General features: G+C 70.6%; 20 protein-coding genes, 1 tRNA gene and 1 pseudogene. 11 read left to right on the top strand and 11 right to left on the bottom strand.

Annotated features, from left to right (window positions below; all coding sequences use genetic code 11):
- Positions 1-69 precede the first annotated feature (69 nt).
- A complete protein-coding gene (locus AC07AB_RS25540; protein WP_478570960.1) occupies positions 70-783 on the top strand; it encodes a GntR family transcriptional regulator in 714 nt (237 codons plus the stop codon).
- A gap of 204 nt (positions 784-987) precedes the next feature.
- Here AC07AB_RS25540 and hpaD read toward each other — a convergent pair whose 3' ends face one another.
- The 4 genes from hpaD to AC07AB_RS25520 all read right to left on the bottom strand — a co-directional run bounded on the left by hpaD (position 988) and on the right by AC07AB_RS25520 (position 6,168).
- Positions 988-2,001, bottom strand: coding sequence for a 3,4-dihydroxyphenylacetate 2,3-dioxygenase (gene hpaD / locus AC07AB_RS25535; RefSeq protein WP_478570957.1), 1,014 nt, complete (start codon positions 1,999-2,001; stop codon positions 988-990).
- Positions 1,994-3,499, bottom strand: a complete 1,506-nt coding sequence (gene hpaE / locus AC07AB_RS25530) for a 5-carboxymethyl-2-hydroxymuconate semialdehyde dehydrogenase (RefSeq protein ID WP_478570954.1) — start codon at positions 3,497-3,499, stop codon at positions 1,994-1,996. The genes hpaD and hpaE overlap by 8 nt, the downstream gene beginning before the upstream one ends.
- 147 nt (positions 3,500-3,646) lie before the next feature.
- Positions 3,647-4,564 carry a 4-hydroxy-tetrahydrodipicolinate synthase gene (gene dapA / locus AC07AB_RS25525; protein ID WP_478570952.1) on the bottom strand — a complete coding sequence of 306 codons (918 nt, stop codon included), beginning with the start codon at positions 4,562-4,564 and terminating at the stop codon, positions 3,647-3,649.
- The gene (locus tag AC07AB_RS25520) at positions 4,561-6,168 is read right to left on the bottom strand and encodes a fumarylacetoacetate hydrolase family protein (RefSeq protein WP_478570949.1); all 1,608 of its coding nucleotides are present in this window, start codon (positions 6,166-6,168) and stop codon (positions 4,561-4,563) included. Before AC07AB_RS25520 ends, dapA begins: the two co-directional genes overlap by 4 nt.
- 213 nt (positions 6,169-6,381) lie before the next feature.
- Between AC07AB_RS25520 and AC07AB_RS25515 the strand changes: the two genes are divergently transcribed.
- From AC07AB_RS25515 to AC07AB_RS25505, 3 genes are all read left to right on the top strand, one after another.
- Positions 6,382-7,359: an AraC-like ligand-binding domain-containing protein gene (locus AC07AB_RS25515; protein WP_478570946.1), complete on the top strand. Its 978-nt coding sequence runs from the start codon at positions 6,382-6,384 to the stop codon at positions 7,357-7,359.
- 125 nt (positions 7,360-7,484) lie between these two features.
- On the top strand, positions 7,485-8,960 hold the full coding sequence (locus AC07AB_RS25510) for an aldehyde dehydrogenase family protein (protein WP_478570943.1): 1,476 nt from the start codon (positions 7,485-7,487) through the stop codon (positions 8,958-8,960).
- A gap of 444 nt (positions 8,961-9,404) precedes the next feature.
- Positions 9,405-9,480, top strand: a tRNA-Arg gene (locus AC07AB_RS25505).
- 44 nt (positions 9,481-9,524) lie between these two features.
- Here AC07AB_RS25505 and AC07AB_RS25500 read toward each other — a convergent pair.
- Positions 9,525-9,974: a tyrosine-type recombinase/integrase gene (locus AC07AB_RS25500; protein WP_478570940.1), complete on the bottom strand. Its 450-nt coding sequence runs from the start codon at positions 9,972-9,974 to the stop codon at positions 9,525-9,527.
- A gap of 199 nt (positions 9,975-10,173) precedes the next feature.
- Entirely contained in the window at positions 10,174-10,512 is a 339-nt protein-coding gene (locus AC07AB_RS25495) for a MerR family transcriptional regulator (RefSeq protein ID WP_478570937.1), read from the bottom strand.
- Positions 10,513-11,350: 838 nt separating this feature from the next.
- Between AC07AB_RS25495 and AC07AB_RS25490 the strand changes: the two genes are divergently transcribed.
- Positions 11,351-11,740, top strand: a complete 390-nt coding sequence (locus tag AC07AB_RS25490; protein ID WP_478570934.1) for an ATP-binding protein — start codon at positions 11,351-11,353, stop codon at positions 11,738-11,740.
- 385 nt (positions 11,741-12,125) lie between these two features.
- Here the strand turns inward: AC07AB_RS25490 and AC07AB_RS25485 are convergent, their stop codons facing one another.
- Complete coding sequence (locus AC07AB_RS25485; RefSeq protein ID WP_478570931.1) at positions 12,126-13,088, bottom strand: Lrp/AsnC family transcriptional regulator; 963 nt, start codon at positions 13,086-13,088, stop codon at positions 12,126-12,128.
- 129 nt (positions 13,089-13,217) lie between these two features.
- Between AC07AB_RS25485 and AC07AB_RS25480 the strand changes: the two are divergent.
- The 4 genes and pseudogenes from AC07AB_RS25480 to AC07AB_RS25465 form a co-directional block, all read left to right on the top strand.
- A pseudogene (locus tag AC07AB_RS25480) lies at positions 13,218-14,117 on the top strand (MFS transporter); the annotation flags it as partial.
- Positions 14,118-14,216: 99 nt separating this feature from the next.
- Positions 14,217-14,708 (top strand): glutathione peroxidase, encoded by a 492-nt coding sequence (locus AC07AB_RS25475; protein ID WP_478571093.1) that lies wholly within the window; start codon positions 14,217-14,219, stop codon positions 14,706-14,708.
- A gap of 1,037 nt (positions 14,709-15,745) precedes the next feature.
- Positions 15,746-17,224 carry an MFS transporter gene (locus tag AC07AB_RS25470; RefSeq protein ID WP_478570928.1) on the top strand — a complete coding sequence of 493 codons (1,479 nt, stop codon included), beginning with the start codon at positions 15,746-15,748 and terminating at the stop codon, positions 17,222-17,224.
- Positions 17,225-17,475: 251 nt separating this feature from the next.
- Positions 17,476-17,688, top strand: a complete 213-nt coding sequence (locus AC07AB_RS25465; RefSeq protein WP_478570925.1) for a hypothetical protein — start codon at positions 17,476-17,478, stop codon at positions 17,686-17,688.
- Positions 17,689-18,559: 871 nt separating this feature from the next.
- On the opposite strand, the gene AC07AB_RS25460 is transcribed toward AC07AB_RS25465, so the two are convergent.
- From AC07AB_RS25460 to AC07AB_RS25445, 4 genes are read right to left on the bottom strand one after another with little or no spacing between them, the layout of a single operon-like run.
- A complete protein-coding gene (locus AC07AB_RS25460) occupies positions 18,560-19,120 on the bottom strand; it encodes a hypothetical protein (RefSeq protein ID WP_478570922.1) in 561 nt (186 codons plus the stop codon).
- Complete coding sequence (locus AC07AB_RS25455; protein ID WP_478570919.1) at positions 19,117-19,629, bottom strand: hypothetical protein; 513 nt, start codon at positions 19,627-19,629, stop codon at positions 19,117-19,119. The genes AC07AB_RS25460 and AC07AB_RS25455 overlap by 4 nt, the downstream gene beginning before the upstream one ends.
- Positions 19,626-19,883, bottom strand: a complete 258-nt coding sequence (locus tag AC07AB_RS25450) for a hypothetical protein (RefSeq protein ID WP_478570916.1) — start codon at positions 19,881-19,883, stop codon at positions 19,626-19,628. The genes AC07AB_RS25455 and AC07AB_RS25450 overlap by 4 nt, the downstream gene beginning before the upstream one ends.
- Positions 19,880-20,323, bottom strand: a complete 444-nt coding sequence (locus tag AC07AB_RS25445) for a hypothetical protein (protein ID WP_478570913.1) — start codon at positions 20,321-20,323, stop codon at positions 19,880-19,882. Before AC07AB_RS25445 ends, AC07AB_RS25450 begins: the two co-directional genes overlap by 4 nt.
- Positions 20,324-21,047: 724 nt before the next feature.
- On the opposite strand from AC07AB_RS25445, the gene AC07AB_RS25440 reads away from it, so the two are divergent.
- Positions 21,048-21,881, top strand: a complete 834-nt coding sequence (locus tag AC07AB_RS25440; RefSeq protein ID WP_478570910.1) for a Twin-arginine translocation pathway signal — start codon at positions 21,048-21,050, stop codon at positions 21,879-21,881.
- Position 21,882: 1 nt separating this feature from the next.
- A complete protein-coding gene (locus tag AC07AB_RS25435) occupies positions 21,883-22,197 on the top strand; it encodes a 4a-hydroxytetrahydrobiopterin dehydratase (RefSeq protein ID WP_478570907.1) in 315 nt (104 codons plus the stop codon).
- The last annotated feature ends 4 nt before the right edge of the window (positions 22,198-22,201 follow it).

Here is a 22,201-nt window from a genome sequence, read left to right as displayed (position 1 = left end):
ACCGGTGACCGCTTATGGCTCGCAGGTAGGCTGCGACTCCTACAACCGGCTTGTCAAGGGGAGGCGAATGTGGACGTGGGACCGACGACGGGGCCGACGGGGCCGGTTTCGGGACAGCCGGGGACCGAGCGGCTGCGCCACGTCAGCCTGCGCGAACAGTGCCTCGCGGTGATCCGGCAGGCCATGGTGTCCGGCGAGATCCGCTCGGGCGACATCTACTCCGCGGCCGCGCTCGCCGCCAAGCTCGGCGTGTCGAGCAGCCCGGTGCGCGAGGCGATGCTGACCCTGGTCAACCAGGGCCTGCTGGAGCCCGTACGCAACCGCGGGTTCCGTGTCGTCGCCATGAGCGACCACGACCTCGACGAGATCTACGACATGCGCCTCCTGCTGGAGGTGCCCGCCACCGTACGAGCGGCACGCCGCGCCCGGCCCGCGGACCTCGCCGAGCTCTCCGGCCTCGCCACCGAGATCGAGACGGCCGCCCGCGACGGCGACGTGGCCGCCTTCCTCGACGCCGACCGGCGCTTCCACCTGACGCTGCTCGCCCTCGGCGACAACCGCCGCCTCATCGACACCGTGGCCAACCTCCGCGACCAGACCCGCCTCTACGGCCTCGAAAACCTCGCGGAACGCGGCCTGCTCCCCGGCTGGGCGGGCGAACACCGCGAATTGCTGACGGCGGTCTCGGCGGGCGACGAAGCACGCGTCGAAGCGCTCATCCGCCACCATCTGCGGCACGTACGCGGCGAATGGGAGACCGCGGAGCGGCCGGGTCCGCCGTAGCGGCGTCGCCGCCCCGGTCGTCGAAACCTCGGCCGACGCCGTCCGTACGGAGTTCCGGGCCCCGCCCGCCTTGGGTGACGTGGCGTCAGCCCTGCCATCCGCACGGAGCCCCGGGCCCCGCCCTGCCCGCATCGGGTGACGCAGCGTCAGTCCAGCCGTCCGCACGCGGTTCCGGCGCCCCCGCCCGCACCGGGTGACGCGGCGTCAGCCCAGCCCGTCCGCCCCCACCCGCACCGCGGACTCGTCCAGCAGCGTCTCGGCGACCGGCCGCACGCGCCCGTCGAGGTCGAGCACCGGCGACGCCTCCTTGTACCAGGATTCGATCACGGCATTGCCCCAGAAGTCGCGCCGCCGGTCGTCGTGGACGCTCCAGCGGTACGTCTCGTGGTCGGGGTCGCCCGTGTAGTAGTCCGAGGTGTAGATCTCCACGCGGTGGCCGTCGGGGTCGCGGAGGTAGAGGTAGAAGGCGTTCGAGACGCCGTGCCGCCCCGGGCCGCGCTCGATGTGGTGCTCCTCGCGCAGCGCGCCCAGCAGGTCGGCGGTGCGCAGCACCTGGTGGGACTCGTGGGTGGCCATGCCGATGTGATGCAGGCGCGGGCCGGCGCCGCCCGTGAAGGCCACGTCGTGGACGGTCTGCTTGCGGTACATCCAGGCCGCGTACAGCTCGTGCGCGTCGCCCTCGATGGTCTCGGAGCAGCCGAAGCCGAGGGACGTGTAGTGCGCGTACGCCGCCGGGACGTCCGGGGTGCAGATGTTGAAGTGGTCCAGGCGGGCGATCTCGGCGCCACGCCGCAGGTCGTACCGCTGGATGAGCCGTTCGGCGCGGTCGATCTCGTGGAAGAACTCCACGGGGAAGCCGAGCGGATCGAGTACGCGCACGGCGTCGCCCACCCCGCGCGTCCCCTCGCCCTTGGGCACCCGGCGCACGGGGCTGCCGAGCCCGGCGAAGAACGCCTGGGCCCGGTCCACGTCGGCCCCGGTCCGTACCCGGTACGCCAGGTGGCCCAGGGCCGCCGTCCCGCCCGCGCGCAGCACCAGGGAGTGGTGCGTCAGCTCGTCCGTACCGCGCAGGCAGACGCAGTCGTCGTCCTCGTACTGGACGTGGAGGCCCAGCACGTCGACCCAGAACCAGCGGGACCGCGCGAGGTCGGTGACGACCAGTTGGACGTAGCCGGAGCGCACCACGTCCGGCGGGGGCGCGAGGCGGCGGTCAGTCATCGTCGGCGCTCCCGAAACGCGGCACCCGCGTATCGCCGAGGGCGACGGAGACGAGCTGCCGGTCCGTATAGAAGTCGATGCTGCTCTCGCCGCCCTCCTGGCCGACCCCGGACGCCTTGACGCCGCCGAAGGGGGTCCGCAGGTCACGGACGTTGTGGGAGTTGAGCCAGACCATCCCCGCCTCGATCGACTGGGCCACCCGGTGTCCGCGCCCGAGGTCGGAGGTCCATACGTAGCCGGCCAGGCCGTACCGGGTGTCGTTCGCGAGGCGGACGGCGTCGGCCTCGTCCCGGAAGGAGGCGATCGCCGCGACCGGGCCGAAGATCTCCTCGCGCCAGATCCGCATGTCCGGGGTGACGTCGGCGAAGGCGGTGGCGGCCAGGTAGTTGCCTTCCGGCAGGTGGGCGGGGCGCTCGCCACCGGCGACCAGGCGGGCGCCCTGCTCCTTGCCCGCGGCCACGTACCCCAGGACCCGCTCGTAGTGCTCGGGGTGGACGAGCGCGCCGATCTCCGTGGCCGGGTCGTCGGGGCGCCCGACCCGCGTCCGGGCGGCGCGCTCCGCGAACCGGGCGACGAACTCGGGATACACCGACTCCTCCACGATGATCCGCGAACCGGCGGTGCAGCGCTCCCCGTTGAGCGAGTAGACCCCGAACAGCGCGCCGTCCACGGCCGCCCCCAGATCGGCGTCGGCGAAGACCACGCACGGCGACTTGCCGCCCAGCTCCATCGACAGCCCCTTGAGCCCGTCCGCCGCCGCGCGCATGATGGTCCGCCCGGTGGCGGTCTCGCCGGTGAAGGAGATCAGCGGTACGTCCGGGTGTGCGGCCAGGGCCGCGCCCGCCGTCTCGCCGATGCCGTGGACCATGTTGAAGACCCCGTCGGGCAGCCCGGCCTCCGCCATGATCCGCGGCCACATGGAGGCGGACAGCGGGGTGAGCTCGGCGGGCTTGAGCACGACGGCGCAGCCCGCGGCGATGGCGGGGGCGAGCTTCCAGCTCTCCAGCATGAACGGGGTGTTCCAGGGCGTGATCAGGGCGGCGACGCCGATGGGCTTGCGGACGACGTAGCCGACCTGGGCGGACGTGCGGAATGCGGACTCGTGCAGGGTGTTGATCACGTCGGCGAAGTAGCGGAAGTTCTCGGCGGCGCGGCGGGCCTGCCCGCGCGCCTGGGTGATGGGCAGGCCCGTGTCGAAGGACTCCAGCTCGGCCAGCCGGTCCTCGCGGGCCTCGACGGCGTCGGCGATCCGGTGCAGGACCCGGCCGCGCTCACGGGCGCTCATCCGGGGCCAGGGCCCGTGCGCGAACGCCTGCCCGGCGGCGGCCACCGCGGCCTCCACGTCGCGGGGGCCGCCGGCGGCGACCTCGCAGTACGGGCGGTTGGACGCCGGGTCGGCGTTGGGGAAGGTGCGTCCGTCGGCGGACTCGGTGTGGGCGCCGCCGATGTAGTGGCGGATCAGCTTGGGGAGGTGGTCGGCCGGGGTACGAGGGGTCATGGCGGCCTTCGGGGCTCGGGGCGGGGGGCGCGGGGCGGGGTGGGGCTCGGGGCGGTCACTCATGGCGGGGCGGACGGAGGGGGCGCACTCTCACTGCAGGGCGGACGGGGGGCACTCTCACGGCAGGTCGGACGGGGGCGCCGGACGTTAGAAGGAGAGCAGGTCGGCGCCGGCCGCCCGCAGTTCCCGGATGCGGGCGACCCCGGCCTCGGTGGGCTCGATCAGCGGCGTACGGACGTGGGCGGACGCCAGCAGCCCGGCGTCCGCCAGCACCCACTTGGCCGGGGCCGGATTGGTCTCCACGAAGAGCAGGTCGACCAGAGGGTGCAACCGGTAGTGCAGCTCGCGGGCGCCCTCGTGGTCGCCCGCCTCCCACAGCTCGTACATCCGGGCCACGGGCGCGGGGGCGATGTTGGCCAGGGCCGAGACGAACCCCGCGCCGCCGAGCGCGAGCAGCGGCAGGCAGAGCAGCTCGACGCCGGACCACATCAGCAGTTCGCGGCCGCAGGCGTGGTAGGTGCGGGAGAAGTGTTCGAAGTCCTTGGTGGTCTCCTTGACCCCGACGATGTTCTCGAAGTCGCGGAACAGCCGGGCCACGGTCTCCGGCGCGATGTCGACCGCCGTGCGCGAGGGCACGTTGTAGACGATCAGCGGCAGGTCGGGGAACTCCTCGGCGACGGCCGCGTACCAGCGATAGAGGGCCTCCTGCGTCGGACGCGCGTAATAGGGGGTGATCACCAGCGCGGCGTCCGCGCCCAGTTCACGGGCGGCGGCGGTCAGCTCCATGGTCTCGTCGAGCCGCGCCGAACCGGTGCCGGGCAGGAACGGCACCCGATCGGCGACGGCCTCGGCCGCCGCCTCCATGGCCGCGATGCGCTCGGCGGTGCGCTGGGCGCCGGGCTCGCCGGTGGAGCCGCCGAGGGAAATGCCGTGCGAGCCCGAGTCGAGCTGCCAGTTCACCAGGGCGCGCAGGCCGTCGAGGTCGAGCGCGCCGTCCTCGGTGAAGGGGGTGACGACGGGGGCGATAGAGCCCCGGATGCGGCGCGGGTCGCTGCGGAACCTCACTGGGACGCCTCCTGCGGTCGACCGGGGCACCGATTCCGGCGGGACAGCCAACTCCCGTACTCAGCCTGCCAGTTGTCACCCATCGGATACAGCCCCTCGATGGCGGCGCCCGCGGCGACGCGTTCGGTGATGAACTCCTCCTGAAGCTCCTGCTCCCGGGCGTCGGCGATCAGCTCGGTCAGCAGGTGGGGCGGCAGTACGAGCACGCCGTCGGCGTCGCCGACCAGCACGTCGCCCGGTTGCACGAGGGCGTTGCCGCAGGCGATCGGCACATCCGTGTCCCAGGGGAGGTGGCGGCGGCCCAGCGCCGCCGGGTGCACGGAGGCGGAGTAGACCGGAATGTCGAGGGCGGTGACGGCGGCGCTGTCCCGCAGCCCGCCATCGGTGACGATGCCCGCGGCCCCGCGCCGGAGGGCGCGCAGGGCGAGGATGTCGCCCAGCGTGCCCGCGTCCGCCTCGCCCCGGGCGTCCATGACCAGCACCTCGCCGGGCCGTACGGACTCCACGGCGCGCTTCTGGGCGTTCATGCCGCCGTTCCGGGCCGGGGCCAGGTCCTCGCGCAGCGGCAGATAGCGGAGCGTACGGGCGGTGCCGACCAGCTTCAGATCGGGGCGGGTGGGGCGCGCGCCGTCCACGAAGAAGCCGTCGTAGCCGCGTTTGCGCAGTTGGGAGGCGAGGGTGGCGACGGAGATGTCCATCAGAGCCGCGCGCCGGCTGTCGGTCAGGGCGGGCGGGAGGGGGGACCCGTCCGCCGCGATGTCCGCGGGGGCCGTCGTACGCCCGTCCGCAGTGGCGTCTCGGGGCACCGCCGTACGCCCATCCGCCGCGATGTCTGCGGGGACCGCCGTACGCCCGTGCGCAGCGGCCCTGTCCTCCGGCACCGCCGTACGCCCGTACGCAGCGGCCCTGTCCTCCGGCCGCGCACGTGGCATCGCGCCGAAGTCGGCCAGCGGGCCGTCCGCCTCCACGACGCGGTTGGCCAGCCTGCCGGTCGACTGCCCGTCGCCACCGGTGACTTCCACCGCCACCAGGTCGCCCGGCACGACGACGCCCGCTCCGCTCGGAGTGCCGGTGAGGATGACGTCGCCCGGCTCCAGGGTGATGGTGCGGGAGAGGTCGGCGATCAGCTGGGCGAAGGGGAAGAGCAGGTTGTCGCTCGTGTCATCCTGCGCGGGCTCGCCGTTGACCCAGGTGCGCAGGCGGAGCGCGGCCGGGTCCAGGGTGCGGGCGTCGAGCAGCCGGGGCCCGATGGGGGTGAAGCCGTCGGCCCCCTTGGAGCGCAGGTTGGAGCCCGCGTCGGCGTGGCGCAGGTCGTACACGCCCGCGTCGTTGGCGGCGGTCACCCATCGGACGTACGACCACGCCGACTCCAGGGGCGCCTGCCGCACCCGCTCGCCGATCACCAGCGCGATCTCGCCCTCGAAGGCCATGAGTTCGCACCCCTGCGGCCGGATCAGCGGGTCGCCGCCGCCGGCGAGCGAGGTGGAGGGCTTGAGGAAGTAGGAGGGCCGGCCGGGGAGGCGGCCGCGCTCGGCGGCGCGGCCGCGGTAGTTGAGGTGAACGGCGACGATCTTGCCGGGGGCGGACCCGAGCGGGTGGGGCATGGGGGCTCCGGGGTGTCGAGGCACCGAGAGAGAGCGGGAAGGGAGGCGGGGACTCGGCGCGTGGTCCGAGTCTGCGGACACCCGCCGGGGGCTTCTTGTCCGAGAACGCACACCCCTTGACCGGCAGCGAACGCCCTCCGCTCCCCGCCCTTGGCAACGGCGGCGGAGGCCCGGCAGCATGGCCGCTCATGCACGCTCCTTGTGGGAGGCGCCGTGTCCCTGACCCTGCGCACCGCCGGCCTGTCGGCCGCCGAGCGCTTCGACTTCTGGCGCAGCGTCATCTGCGACGCCTTCGTGCCGCTGCGCGCGGACCCGGGCGCGGGCCCCTTCCACGGCGAGCTGCACGGCGTGCGGCTGGGCGAGCTCCAGGTCACCGAGATCGCCGCGACCGCGCACGCGGTGCACCGCACTCCGCGCACCATCGCGGCCTCCACCGAGGACTACTTCAAACTCGGCCTCCAGCTGCGCGGTTACTGCGTGCTGACCCAGGACGGCCGCGAAGCCCCGCTGACGCCGGGCGACTTCGCCGTGTACGACACCACACGCCCGTACAGCCTCGCCTTCGACGACAGCTACCGCCAACTGGTGCTGATGCTCCCCCGCCCGCTGCTGCGCATCCCGCCGCGGGAGGTGGCCCGGATCACGGCCGTACGCGTCTCCGGTCGGCAGGGCACAGGCGCGCTGGTCTCCGCACTGCTGCTGCGGCTGGCCGGACATCTGGAGGAGTACGAGCGCACCGGCGGCGTACGGCTGGCCGACAACATCGTCGACCTGCTGGTCACGCTGATCACGGACCAGCTGGACGGCGCCGATGCCCGCCCCGGGTCCGGGCGGCGGGCGCTGCTGACGCGGATCGCCACGTTCGTCGAACAGCATCTGGGCGAACCGGACCTGGGCCCCGAAATGATCGCCGCCGCGCACTTCGTCTCCACCCGCTATCTGCACAAACTCTTCCGGGCTGAAGGCACGACGGTCTCCTCCTGGATTCGCGCGCGGCGCCTGGAGCACTGCCGCCGCGATCTGCGGGACCCGTTCCAGGCGGACCGGCCGGTGGGCCTGATCGCGTCGCGCTGGGGCTTCGTGGACGCCGCGCATTTCAGCCGAGTCTTCCGCGCGGCGTACGGGGCGAGCCCGCGCGAGTTCCGGCTGACAAGCGACCCGGACGCGGGGTGGAGTCTGCGCGGGGTGTGAGCCGCGTGGGACAAACGCTGTTCGCTCACGGTCAAGTGCCGCGCGCCGCCGCCCGGAAGGCTGGGGGCAAGGGCGCGGGCGCGGGCGCGGGCCGGAGCGCCGTATCCGAATGTGGGAGGAGTCAGATGCGGGCGGAGAACACGACCCCAGGGAAAGAGGTTCAGGGGCGGCTGCTGATAGGCGGCGAGTGGCTGGAGGCGGCCGACGGCGCCGGGTTCACGAGCCACGACCCGGCGAACGGGGCGGCGACCGGGTGGGTGGCGGAGGCGGGCGAGGCGGACGTGGACGCCGCGGTGACGGCGGCGCGTGTGGCGCTCACGGACCCGGCGTGGGCGGGGCTCACGGCTGCGGAACGGGCCCGGCTGCTGTGGCGTACGGCGGAGCTGATCGAGGAGCACGCGCGGGAGTTGGCAGAGCTGGAGACCCGCGACCAGGGCCAGCCGATCGGCGTGGCGCGGGACGTGAGCGTCGCGGGGGCGGCGGAGCACTTCCGCTACTACGCCGGGTGGTGCACCAAGATCGAAGGCACGGTCACGCCCGTGAGCTTCCCCGACACGGTGCACTACACGCGGCGCGAACCGGTGGGCGTCTGCGCGCTCATCACCCCCTGGAACTTCCCCCTGATGATCGCCGCCTGGAAGATCGCACCCGCGCTGGCCTGCGGCAACACGGTGATCGTCAAACCAGCCGAGCAGACGCCGCTGACCACTCTGCGGCTGGTCGAACTGATCGGCCGGGCGGGCGTACCGGCGGGCGTGGTCAACCTCCTCACCGGCGGCCCGGCGCCGGGCCGGGCCCTGGTGGCGCACGCGGGCGTGGACAAGGTCTCGTTCACCGGTTCCACGGCCGTCGGCCGCGACATCGTCCGCGCCTGCGCCGGCAACCTCAAACGCCCCACCCTCGAACTGGGCGGCAAGGCCCCGAGCATCATCGCGGCCGACGCCGACATCGACGCGGCCGTCGCGGGCAACCTGCGGGGCGCGCTGCTCAACTCGGGCCAGGTCTGCGCCGCGTACACCCGCTTCTACGTCGACCGCCGCCGCGTGGACGAGTTCACAGCCAAACTCGCCACCGCCGCGGCCGCCCTCCACCTGGGCCACGGCCTGCACCAGGCCACCGAGATCGGTCCCCTGGTCAGCGCGGAACACCTGGCCGAGGTCGACGCCGGCGTCAGATCGGCCATCGCGGAGGGCGCGGAGGTGGTCACCGGGGGCGCCCGCGCGGACGGCGCCCTGGAGGCCGGCCACTTCTACCGCCCGACCGTCTTCGCGGGCGTCCGGGACGACATGTCGGTCGTACGGGACGAACTCTTCGGCCCGGTCCTGCCCGTACTGGCCTACGACGACCCGGAGGAACTGGGGCCACGCGCCAACGACACCGAGTACGGCCTGGCCGCCGCCGTATGGACCAAGGACCTCACGACCGCCCACCGGATGGCGGCGGACATCAGGGCAGGCGCGGTCTTCGTCAACATGCCGCCGGTGCCGGACAGCGCGGCACCTTGGGGCGGCTTCAAGGCGAGCGGGTGGGGACGGGAGATGGGCAAGTACGCGCTGGACGCGTATACGGAGGTCAAGGGGGTGTGGATGCACCTGGGCTGACCGGCAGGGACGACCGCGCTTCCCGTGCTGGCTCGGGGGATCTACCGGGGGCCGTGGCGGGACAAGCGCGCACCATAGACAACTCACAGAACGCCGCCCGGCCCGCCTGTCGCTCCGGCGGTTCCGCAGAAGGCCGGAGAACAACGCCCGACACGTGGGTGAGCAACCCCATCTCCCGCGCGCCCGGCAACCACGATCCCTGCCCCAAGCCGTCCCGGCCGCGAAGCGGACGCCCGCCAACCGAGCCATCCCACCCCCACTCCACCCCGCCCACCAGCCGCCATCACCCCCGCCCAAGCCGACAGCCTCGCGGCACCACCCGCTACACTGTCCGGGGCGGCGCACCCCTCGCGGACTGCACCGCCGCACCGCAGCCGGGGTCCCAGCTGGACGGATTCATCCACCTTCGGGCGAATCCGAACACACTCCCCGACGCAGATCCCCGCCTCCGTAGCTCAGGGGATAGAGCACCGCTCTCCTAAAGCGGGTGTCGCAGGTTCGAATCCTGCCGGGGGCACCATGCATTGCCGATCTGACCTGGGATTTCGCCCCCAGGGAGGGGAATCACTCGGCCTCGGACTCTTCGTCCGGGGCCGTTTGCGTGAGCGGACGGGCCGCCCGACCTCGTTTTTCCTCCCACGGATCGGCACCATCCGGCACGGGCTCCTCCCCCTCGTCGGGCTCGGGCTCCGCTTCGGGGGCGCCGCTTCCGGAGGCGGGGCGGGCACGCGGCACGAGTCGAGCGGCGGCCTCGGCGATCGCCAGGTCCGCTTCGGGCAGCAGGCTGGTGACGTGTCCGACGTGATGGTGATCGAGGAGTGGCCGAGCATCCCCTGGACGTTCCTTCAGGTCGGCACGGGCCGCGTGGGCCAGGGTCGCGGCACCGTGACGGAGGTCGTGGAGCCGGACCGGAGGGAGGCCGATCTCCTCGTACGGCTCGATGAACCGCCGTGTGACGGTGGCGGGATGGAGCAGCTCGCCGTTCTCACGGGTGAAGGCGCGGCCGGTCTCCACCCACGGCCGTCGTCCGGCTCGGCGTCATCGCTCTCGGTCTTGCCGCCGTACGGCCCGAGGGGCCCGACCTTGGCGATTCGTTCGGGGCTGGCCGCTCTCGGCCCAAGGACCGTCGAAAACGGAGTTGCCCGGAACGCTCTGCGTTCCGGGCAGCGTGCTGGGCGGTGGCAGCGAAGCTCGGGGAGAGGCCCTGGCCGTCTCAGGCCGCGGACGGCGGGTTCGCCGATTCGGTGGTGCGGCGGTATTCGGCGTTGATGCGCAGGGCTTCTTCGAGCTGGTCTTCCAGAATCACGATGCGACAGGCGGCCTCGATGGCGGTGCCCTGGTCGACGAGTTCCCGGGCCCGGGCGGCGATGCGCAGCTGGTAACGGGAGTAGCGGCGGTGGCCGCCCTCGGAGCGGAGCGGGGTGATCAGTCGGGCTTCGCCGATGGCTCGGAGGAAGCCTTGGGTGGTGCCGAGCGCCTCGGCGGCCCGGCCCATGGTGTAGGCGGGGTAGTCGTCGTCATCGAGACGGCCGAACGAGTCGTCTGCTGTCATTGCACCTCTCTGCGGAACGCGTGGAGGGGCCCTGGTGCCATTGGCACCAGGGCCCCGAAGGAACTGTTACACCATCTGCCGGCCCTGGTACTGCGCCGACCTTCTGTGTCCGCCGACCCGACCGAGATGCTGTCGGGGGTGCGGGGATCGCGGTTGCTTGACCGGAGACCACCTCACTATCGATGTCCTGCGGTACCCGGGCCAAGACCTCCGCCCGGGCGATCCTGATGGCGCTCGGCTCCTCCGTTCTTCCCTCTTGATCAACTACTTACCAACTGCGGGTGCTGCGAACTACTCGGTGACCTGGGTAAGCGTCACTCTTCGGCAGCCAGCCCCGTCGCCCGTCCTGCGGCTGCTCTGGCTTAGAACCCCACTGCCGAACCTCCCGGTGCGCGCGTCCCAGCCGACGCCTTCACCGAGGTACTGCTCACTCACTACTGGGTACTGCGAACTGCACTTACCGAACTGCGGTACTGCTCACGGCGGCCCCTGATCACTGCGGGCCACCCGGTCCGGTCGTCAGTCCCGTCACCGTCCTGCAACAACCCTGGCTTCGGAACTCCACCACCGAACCGTCCTGCGAACTGCAACTGCGCTACTGCTGGCCGGCAGTTCGTCTCTGCCCGGCCTCGTTGATCTCGGCTACGAGAGAAACAATAACCACGACACTCTCCAATGTCTACTCCAGTCGACATAGATTTCCGCGCGTTCGGCGGAGAGGTTATCGGTTGAACGATTAACGACAGGCGGGAGCAGGCCGGGTTAGCGGGCCGCGGGCCGGGGCACAAGCCCCGGGCAGACAGAACCGGGCATGACGATCCATAGAACAGGGGGCCTGATGGACACGATGAGCGTCAACGTCGCCGCCGTCCGCAGTGCGACGTCCGTCGCCAGCGCGCGCGAGAGCACCCGGGACTTCCTCGACGGGCGCGCACCGACGGCGGCGGCCGAGGCCGCCGACACGGTGGTCCTGGTCGTCTCGGAGCTCGTCACCAACGCCCTGCGCCATGGCGGCGGCACCTGCACCCTGGAACTGACCGCTCACCCGGACAGCATCGAGGTGGCCGTGCATGACAGCAGTCCGCAGCCGCCGCGCAGGCGCACCCCCGACCTGAACGACGGCACGGGAGGATTCGGCTGGCCCATGGTCAACCGCCTCGCCCGCACCACCGCGGTCACCCCAGGCCCGTCCGGCGGCAAGACCGTCAGCGCCCTCCTCCCCTGGTAGCGCGCCTGACGTGCCAGCTGGCCAAGATCAAAAGCTTGGCGTTACTCGCTGCTCCTCCGGCCCTCGCGGCCGGGGATCACCGGGTGCTTCCTTCGAGCTGGGCGGGGATGCGGGAGTTCCGCAGTTCCTTGAGGTCGGGGATGTGGTCACCCTGATGTCAGCCGACAGCCCGGTAACAGCGGAAATCCGTCCCGCCCCGTTTCGGGTTCCCGCCGGGACCTCGGTGACCAGGGGATAAGCAAGATGCGTGAACGTGACGGCTTGCGGAATCCCAGGAGGTGTTGTCACCGGCACCGGTTCGGGCACAGCCGTCCCAGTCTCTCTTGTCGGCGGGCGGCACAGCGCGCGATGCCCTCTTCTCGTATAGCTCTACGGCAGACGGCGCCTATCCGGCGACGGGGCGGTAAGTGAGGCGTTTGGCTTCGCGGAGGATCGGGGCGGTCTCGATGGATTCCACTCCGGGAAGGGTGCCGATGCGGTGGTCGAGGTACTGGTAGAGCTCGTGGGTGTCGTGGAACATGCCGGTGGCGACCATGTGGGAGGCACCCGTGGTGGCGGCCACGAAAGGGATCTCGGGGTGGTCGGCGAGGGCAGCGCCGACCGTGCCGAGCCGGCCGGGGGCGATGCGCAGCCAGAACCGGACCAGGACGTGGAAGCCGAGGTATTCGGGGGCGTAGTCGACGGCGAGGTGCAGGGCCCGGGTGTCTCTGAGACGTCCCAGGCGCCGGGTGATGCCGGCTGGTGAGCGGCCGGTGGCGTGGGCGAGTTCGGTGAGCGGGGTACGGCCGTCCTTGGCGAGTTCGGCCATGAGCTGCGTGTCCACAGCGTCGGGCATGGGGGCGTCGGCAGTGGCCTCGTCGTGCGTCTCCTGCGGGGTGCCGGGTCCGGGCAGGGGGGCGTACCAGATGTCGGAGGTGCCCGCGAAGGTCTGCAGAATCAGGTGGGCCTGGACGGAGACGACGCGGGGCGTGTGGGGAAGTTTGTCCAGGAGGAGCACGTCGCGTTCGCGGGTGCTGTAGGTGTCGACGGCGCAGTGGAGTTCGGTGCCGCCGGAGGCGATGACGACCCAGCTGGTGTCGTCGCGGCGGGCGAGCGCGTCGCCGATCTTCGTGGCGGCGTCGGGGGCGCAGTGCACGCGCAGCATCCACCGGGTCGGTCCGCTGTGCTGGGATCCGGGGACGCCGATGACGCGCAGGCCCATGTGGTGCAGGCGGCGGTAGCGGCGGGCGACGGTGTGTTCGGAGACGCCGATCGCCTCGGCGATGCGGGCGAAGGACGCACGGGCGTCCCGCAGGAGTTCCTGAACCAGGCGCTGGTCGGTCTCATCGGGGATGCCGCCGGAAACCATCGGTTCTTCCTGCCCGCGTGACGGATTTCTTCAGGTTTCAGCGTACGGCTTCGGGATCTTTCCCTCCTGCTGTGACGGTAGGAGCACGCCCCCTCCTCCTCCGTACTCCGATGCGACAGGAAATCCGCCATGCCCTCTCCCACGCCCGCGCCGGCGGATCCCAGACGCTGGAAAGCACTGTTCTTCATCTGCCGGCCCAGCTGATGGTCGTCCTGGACGTGACCGTCATGAACATCGCACTGCCCTCGGTCCAGTCCGATCTCGACTTCTCCGACGGTTCCCGCCAGTGGGTGATCACCGCCTACTCCCTCACCTTCGGCGGCCTGCTCCTCCTCGGCGGGCGCCTTGCGGACCTGTGGGGGCACAAGCGGACCCTGCTGGCCCGCATCAGCGGCTTCGCCGCCGCCTCCGCGCTCGGCGGCGCGGCCCTGAACACCGGCATGCTGATCGGCGCCCGCGCCCTACAGGGCATCTTCGGCGCGATGCTCGTGCCCGCCGTTCTCTCCCTGGTGTCGGTGATGTTCACCGACACCAGGGAACGCGCCAAGGCATTCGGGGTTTTCGGTGCCCTGTCCGGGGGCGGCGCGGTCATCGGCCTCATGCTCGGCGGCATCCTCACCCAGGCACTGAACTGGCCTGGTCGCGGGCGCAGGGCTGCTGATCCTCACCCAGATCACCCCGCACAGCTCCTACTGGGCGATCGTGCTGCCCGACATGCTCGTCACCGGCCTGGGCCTGGGCACCGCCTTGATGCCCGCCTTCAGCCTGGGCACTCTCGGCGCCCGTCCCGAGGACGCTGGTATCGCCTCCGCTATGGTCAACACCTCCCAGCAGGTCGGCGGCGCGATCGGCACCGCCCTGCTCAACACCCTCGCCCCCACCTCCATCGCCACCTACCTCACCGGCCACGCCGGACAGAAGACCGACGCCCTCGTCCACGGCTGCAGCACCGCCCTGTGGTGGGCCGCAGGCATCCTCACCCTCGCCGCCCTCGCCGCAGCCCTCCTCATCGACCACGCCCCCCGGCCCCGCCCGGACGCCGCGCAGCCGCAGACTCGGACGAGGTCCCCGCCACCCACAACTGACCCCGCCCACAACCCCGCCAAGCACCGCGCAACAAGGAGAGTCATGACCGTCTTCCACACCGAGATCGGTGCCCTCACCGGCGGACCCGCCCGCCTCGACCAGTACCAAGGCAAGGCCGTCCTCATCGTCAACGTCGCCTCCCAGTGTGGCCTCACCCCCCAGTACACCGCCCTGGAAAAGCTCCAGCAGACCTACGCGGCCCGCGGCTTCACCGTCCTGGGCGTGCCCTGCAACCAGTTCATGGGCCAGGAACCCGGCACCCCCGAGGAGATCGCCACGTTCTGCTCCGCCACTTACGGCGCCACCTTCCCCATGACCGAGAAGACCGACGTCCACGGCCCGGCCCGCCACCCCCTCTACGGCAAGCTGATCGACACCCCCGACTCCGAGGGGTACACCGGCGACGTGCGCTGGAACTTCGAAAAGTTCCTCATCGCCCCCGACGGCACCGTCGCCGCCCGCTTCGCCCCCCAGACCGAACCCGACGCCAACGAGGTGACCACGGCGATCGAAACCGTTCTGCCGGTTCAGTAGCGTCGCCGCCTGGCGCTACCGCCCAGGCCCGTTGCCCGGGACGCTGAGGCTGAAGCGTCCCGAGCAACGTCGTTCTCATCCCCGGGCCCCGGAGCGAGGCGAACAACGGTGAGCGACAAGATGACGGAGGACGAGACAAAATCCGACGTCCTCTCTCGCCGGGACGCCGGAGTCGAGCGCCCCGGCGTCCTACCGATCTTGAATGATGTCCAACAGTCCTGGTGTTCCTTGTCAGCTCGGCCGTCGACCGGATGCAGTTCGAGGTGCTGGCCAGGGCCTTCCTCACTCGATCGTCTGGTCCCGGGCCGAATGAGGCATCTTCGGGATTCCTGAAGCTGTTTCATCCCCCTGTGCCGTTGTTCAGCAGTGCTGAAGTGGGGGAGGTTCCGGGTGGCGCTGGCCGTGGTCCGCGGTCTGCGGCAGGTCCCCGAAGCTCCCAGCCCGGAGGGACTGGAGGACTGCGAGACCGACGTACTGGCGGGCTTCGTCCTGGCCCGCGCGTCGGCGGCCTGGCCGACGGGACGATCCAGGGCGACATCGGTCATCTGGAGAAGGTTCGCGACTGGTTCGGTCGGTCGCTGTGGGAGATGGAGCCGCTGGACGCCGACTCGTACTTCGGCAAGATCGTCCGCGACGGGTCGCCGTCGCTGCGGGCCGGTCGTGCGGGCGGATGCGGACCCGACGGGGGCGGGGGATCTCGCCGGTATTCGGTGTGCGGCGGGGGCCCGGGGTGGAGTACCGTGGTCGGGTTCCTGTGCCGAGGTGTCGGTGGCAGTGACCGGATTTCCTGTTCCTTCTGTTTCGATCTTGAGGTGACGACCTATTAACCAGGCCATGTAGTCGTCCGTGTTCCCCGCGTGCTGTTTTGTCGCACGTGTCCGGGGGCGGACGTCGCGCTGGCCTGAGTTGCGTCACCCTTCCCTGCAGTTTTCTTTCCCGGGTGCAGCTCTGCCGTCTGCCCCGGGTTTCGTGTTCTCCGGCCCCCGTACGGCTGTCGGCAGGGCTCCCCGATTCCTTTGGATCAGGAGTCTCCCGTCGTGTCTTCCTCCGCGCTCGACAACGAGCCGCAGCACACCACCCAGCCCCCAACCCACCCAACCCCTGGACTGTCGAAACTGGGCTTGGCTGCCTGGATCGCCCTCCTGGTGCTGCTGGGCGCCGAGCTGATGGACATGCTCGACCAGTCGGTCGTCCTGACCGCGCTGCCGGCGATCCAGGAGTCGACCGGCGCCGGACCGGCCGCGGTGCAGTGGCTGACCACCGGCTATTCACTGCCCATCGCCGTTGGGCTGATCACCGGCGGACGCCTCGGCGACCTCTACGGCCGGCGCAGAATCCTCCTCATCGGCACCGTCGTGTTCACCACGTCCTCGCTGCTGTGCGGCCTCGCCACCGGTCCGGGCATGCTCATCGGCGCCCGCGGGGTCCAGGGCGTGGGAGTGGCCCTGATGATCCCGCAAATCCTGGCCACCCTCCACGTCACCTTCGCGGGGCAGAACCGCAGCAAAGTGTTCGGTCTGTACGGGGCCGTCATGTCGCTCGCCAATGTCCTGGGCCCGGTGATGGGCGGTCTGCTGACCGAGGCGGACCTGTTCGGGCAGTCGTGGCGGCCGATCTTCCTGGTCAACGTGCCCGTCGGCCTCGCCGTGCTCCTCCTGGGACGCAGGTTCATCCCCGAGTCGACCGTGAAGAAGGCCGACCGGCTCGACCTCACCGGCATGCTGCTGTCCGCACTGGCCATCGTCCTGGTCGTCTTCCCGCTCACCGAGGGACACCTCCGTCACTGGCCGCTGTGGTGCTTCGCCCTGCTCGCCGCCGGCCTCCTCGCGCTCGGCGTCTTCCTGCGCCACCAGCAGCGCAAGCAGAACAACGCCCCGCTCGTGGCCCTGGCCCTCTTCCGGAGCCGGCAGTTCTCCGGCGGGATGGCCGCGCAGCTGATGCACGGCCTTCTGTGCGGGCTGTTCTTCATGACCTGGACGCTCTACCTCCAACGCGGCCTGGGCATGAGCCCCTTCCACGCGGCCCTGGCCTTCGTGCTGCTCTCCCTCGGAGAGCTGGCCGGTGCGACGGTCACGGCGAAGAGCGGCGGGCGCTTCGCCCGCCGGCTGCCGCAGGCCGGAGCCCTCATCACGCTCGCCTCGATGGCCGCCTACGGGCTTCAGGCCGACGCAGGTCAGGCGGGCCTGACCCTGCCGGCGATGACCGCTCCGGTGGTACTGATCGGCTTCGGCCTCGGCATGGTCGGCGGCCCGCTCGCCGACATGTCGCTGGCCCGGGTCCCGCACGAGGACGCCGGGTCGGCCTCGGGCCTGTTCAATACCGTCATGCACCTGGGCATCGCCCTCGGTACCGCGCTGACCGCCCTGGTCTTCTTCGCCACCACCGGCGGCTCACCCGACGCCGCACTCAACCGCGAAGCGTTCATCACCGTGCTGTGGTGGGCCGGTAGCCTCCTCGCCCTGATGTGGGCCCTGCTGTTCTGCCTGCCCAAGCAGGCCGACAACCAGGCCGGCTGAGCCACCCCCCAGGTCCCGGCCACGACGTCGGCCGGGACCTGGGCCCTCAGCCTTTCTTGTCCTCGCTGTCTTTGGCGGCAGCGCAGGCCAGGCCCTGGCCGCTGGCGATGCTGTTGAACAGGTGGCGGCCGAGAACGGTCCCTGGGGGGGGAGAGGCGGACGACGTCCTCATCCTTGACCTCGTAGCTCTCGGTGCGGAGCCGGGCCACGGCGGCGTCCAGGTAACGGGTGTCCCCAGCACCACGGCGTCGATGACCAGGCCGAGAGCGGCGAGCTGGTCCTCTTGGCCCTCGCGGCACCCCTGTGACGACGACCGTGATCTGATCGCGCTGCGGTGTACGGACGCGCACCAGCTGGGCACGGCGGTGCAGATCTGCACCGTTCGCGAACGCAGGGTGGTGGCCGGGACGCCGCAGCGTTCGGCGAGCTGGGAGATCCGCCTCGTGCTCGCCCACCGGCGGTAGACCTTCCACCTGACTCCGAGGTCAAGCCGACTCCGGGCTGCCGCATCTCATGTCGGAACCGCTGACATCAGCAGTCATCGGCCCATCTGACGGGCAGGTCGAGTACCGCCTTACCGGAGGCCACGACAAGCGGATCGGACGGAAGCATCACATCAGGGGCCTACATGCGCGTGCGTCGCAAGAGTCTGGACTCCTGACCGGCCTCGTGTGCGTGCGCGATGCGTGAGCGGACAATCCGGCACAGGGATCCACGAGTCGGATGGGACACTACGCCGCAGGGTGCTGATCAGGCAGAACAGCACCCTGCAACAGGGTGGAGCACTGCCCGGCACGGATTCGGTCCCACTCCTAAAGGGGGTGTCGCAGGTTCGAGCCCTGCCGGGGGCACGCAGGTCAGAGCCCCTCTGTTAGTCGAACAGGGGGCTCTGGCGTAGACAGAAGTCCGCATAGAGCCCACATCCCCCAAGTGATCATGACTGGTCGCTGCCTGATGAGGGTGGGCTACTCGCCAATCAGACGTAATGGGATTCGCACGGAGTGGGCAGGCCGTCTCCCCCGCGTGCCTGACGCGCGCCCCTCACAGCCTGTGGATCTCGGTGGGGAGGCCGGGTCCGCAGGAAAGGTCCCCGCCTTCTATGTCAGCGAGGACCTTTGTTGTTCAAGTTGGATCGCCCTGCAACCTGTTGAACGCAGGGCGGGACGCTTCGACTGAGTCGCGGCGTCTGACGGCGCAAACTGGCGGACACGCATTCGCCGTTGCGGCGCTGGACAGCCGCGCACGGGGACCGTCCGGGGGGCCCGTGAGGGCCGACGAGCGGCCGCCGATGAGGGGCAGGGTGCGGTTCCGCCGCTGGACCAGTTCAGTGGGTCCCTACGAGTCGTACTCGATGGCGGGCGCCTGGAGTTGGGCGGCGCGTGCGCATCGCGGGTGGGCGTAGTCGTGGTGAGTACTTGCCCAGTTGGGGATGAGGACTTGTTGGCAGTCGTCGGGCCAGGCGGCTCGCTCGCAGACTGCGCAGCAGTGCGCTGGTGGTCCGAGGGTCAGGGTGGCGGCGTCGAGGGCGGTGTTGAGGGTGAGGGGGTCGGTGAGGTAGCCGCGTGGGCCGCCGCGCCAGTTGTCGGGGTGGGACCAGTGGGGCCCCGGCCCTGTGATCCGGCCCGTGTGGGGCACGGCTATGGCGTCGCCGTAGCCGGTGCGCAGGGTGGCGTAGCGGGAGATGCGGTCCCAGTCCCAGCGGTACCGTTCGGTGCTCCCGGGCGGTACGAGCCACAGCAGGTCGCCGCTGGTGGGGTCGGCGATGTGCGCGGTGTCGACCAGCCCGGCCGACCGCATCCAAGGGCCCACAGCATCCGGCACTTGCACCGCGTCCCACCAGCGGCCGGCGCGCAGTTCGGACAGTCCGTCGCCGCGGGGCGGGAGCCAGACGCTCACGACGCGCCCCCGGGCCGGTCCCGGTAGGTGGCGGGGCGGGAGCGTACGGCCTCGTTGACCGCTGCGTGCAGGGCTTCGGGTGAGGTGAGCCGCAGCCATGGTCGCGGGTCTTGGGGGGTGGCTTCGGGGAGGACCCACAGTCGGTCGCTGCTGTACGTTCTTCCGGGTGCTGGTGCGGTGATCGGGCAGCCGGTGGGGAGTACCTTCACCTGCTCGGCGGCGGCCAGCGTGTGGTTGCCGCCGGTTGTTACGAGCCACCAGGCCGTGCGCTCCGATCCGCAGAGCAGGTACGGGCCGGTGTGTTGGCCGCGGTAGGTGAGGTAGGTCGAGGCCAGACTGGCGAGGCCCAGCGGCGTTTCGACGGTGTCCCAGTAGGAGCCGGTGGTCAGCGTGGCGGTCTGGCCCTGGGCCCACAGTGTGAGGACGGCGCGCGGCTCTGGGGAGGATGCGGCCAGCCAGGTGGCCAGCGACGGGTAGCACGTCCCTGTTGTGTGGCGGGTGGTGTTCATGGGTGGTCCGTGGGGTGCTGGTAGGGGCGGCTCTTGGCGATGCGCACGGCGTCGTCCAACGCCCGGAACGCAGCCGTGATCGGCCTGAGGGCGTCGTCCGGCAGCAGGTGCTGGTGCGTGAAGACGGCGGTGCGGGCTTCGTTGAGGGCTCGGGTGCACATGGCGAGCTGCAACATCTCCATGGCGTGCCCGAGAACGGGGCCGACGTCGAGGGCCTGTTGGACGGTGAGTCCGCCGTTGCCGTAGCGGTTCACGACTCGGCCTCCTCGGCTTCCTCAACTTCGGCGCCTGCTTCGATGAGGGCGCGCACGGCGAACGCGGGACTGAGGGTGTCGCCCGGCGGGATGATCCAGTGGGCCCGGGGGCCTTCGCAGGCGTGGGGTGCGGGCAGGCCGATGTAGCGGGCTTCGCGGTCGGTGGTGGTGATGCACTCGGCCGCCGCGTCCCAGGTGGTGGCGGTGCCGGGCGGGACGAGGACGATGTAGACCTCGCGTTCGAGGAGGACCGGCCCGGTGACGCCGAGGCGGTGGAGCACGGCCCGTACGCGCCCCCGGTCGCCGCCCTGGGCGGCACGGTGCACCAGCGCTGCCGGCAACTTCACCGCGTCCCAGGCCGGCCCGACCAGGAACAGCGCGACACCACGGCGCCACCACTCGACCTCGGCCGCGTGCGCCGCTTCCTGGGTGTGGGTCAAGAACCTTGCTGTGGTGTGGTCCTGCCTCAGTGAAAACATTGATGGAGGGGCGCAGCGTTCGATCATGCCGGGGTCCGTTCGGATCGGTACTGCTTCATGCGCGGGACGATCTGGATGGCCTCGCGATCGATCGCTCCCTCTGCGCCGTTGCTCAACCGGGTACGCGGATGCCCATAGTTGGTGTTCCTTGCTGTCACACGAGGATGATGGGCTTACGCATAACGCGCCGCCTAGGCCGAGCAGCGGCCATTGCACGGCCATTGCGCGGCCAAGTCGGGGAGTACGAGCAATGACGCCTCACACTGACGCAAGCGGAAATACGAGCCTGCGTACGGCTCGACTCAGCCGCGGATGGCGGTCCGGCGAGGCAGCCGCGCGGGCGGTGACAAAGGCAGGCCGGGAGGCACTCAGCGATGCAGGCTTCGAGGTCTCGCCCCGGACATGGCGCCGCTGGGAGTCGAACAAACCCGGCTGGCCCCGGGGGGACTACGCCATTGCCCTGCACACCGCTTTGGGAAAATGGCCGGAGGACCTCGGATTCGAGGTACCTCTCGGGTGGGTGCGGGCTAACCAGCACCAGCACGAAGGGGACGGGGTGAACCGGCGAGCGTTCGTTTCGGTTACGGCCGCCGCTCTAACCCCAGGCCCCATTGCAGAGAGGCACGTCGACCCAGCTCTCATCCAGTACTTTCAGTCCCAACTGGAAGGCCATTACCGAGCGGACATGATGCTCGGCCCCCACGACCTCATCGACACCGTTAGCACACAGTACGAACTGATCGACCGGCTGGTGCGCGGCGCGAAGGGGGAAACACGCCGCGGATTGCTGGGCGCAGCTGCGGCCTACGCTGCTCTCGTGGGCTGGCTCTACCAAGACGCCGGCGATCTCGGCGGCGCATCCTTCTGGCGCGGGATCACACAGGAGATCGCGATGCGCTCCCGTGACCCGCACCTCATTGCCTACTCCCTCGTCAATCAGGCCCAAGTCCGCACCGACCTCGGCGATGGATACGGGGTCATCGACTTGTGCGAGGCGGCGCTGGAGAACTCGGGTGCGCTCGCGCCGAAGGTACGCATCATGGCGCTGCAACAGCAGGCGCACGGAGCCAGCCTCATCGACGACCGGCGCGCGGTCGACCGGCTCACAGACGAGGCAGTCCAGCTCCTCGACCGCGTCGACGACGATCTCCCTTGGGGGAATGCCTGCAGACGGACACCCGGCTACCTCGAAGTGCAGCGCGCCACGTGCTACGGACGACTCGGTCTGGGAACCGAGGCCGGCGGCCTGTGGGCGCAGGTCCTCGATATCGTGCCGACCACGGCGCGCCGTGACAGGGGCGTCTATCTCGCGCGCTACGCGACTGCTGCTGCCGCTGCCCAACAACCAGAGGAAGCCGTCGAGATCGTGCGCGAGGCCGCACAAATCGCGGTGGATACAGGTTCCGTGCGAATGCAGCGTGAACTGAAGAGCCTTCAAAGGGCCATGAGGCCGTGGAACGATGCACCGATCGGTCAGGAACTGGACGATGTCCTGACACCTGTAGTCGAGAGGAGATGACGTGGCCGACCAGCCCGTGCTGCTGACAGAGCCTGAGATCGCCGAACATCTGAGCCAGGTTCCTGGGTGGGCGAGAGAGAGCAATCAGATCACTCGGTCGTACGGCATCCGGTACCACGGTGGCGTGGCGATGATCGTGCATGTTGCGGATGTTGAGCGGCTGATCAGCCACCACGCCGACATTGATCTCCGCTGGGATCATCTTCGCTTCTCCATCACCACGCATGACGCTGGACACCGGCTCACGGCGGCGGACTTCGATCTAGCCGCGCGCATTGATGGCGTCGCCCAGGCGCACGGCGCAACCCCCCTGTAGGCCA

The organism is Streptomyces sp. NPDC044033 (assembly GCF_056434425.1).
The sequence above is the reverse complement of the archived record's forward strand: the minus strand, read 5'-3'. Positions and strand labels throughout refer to the sequence as shown.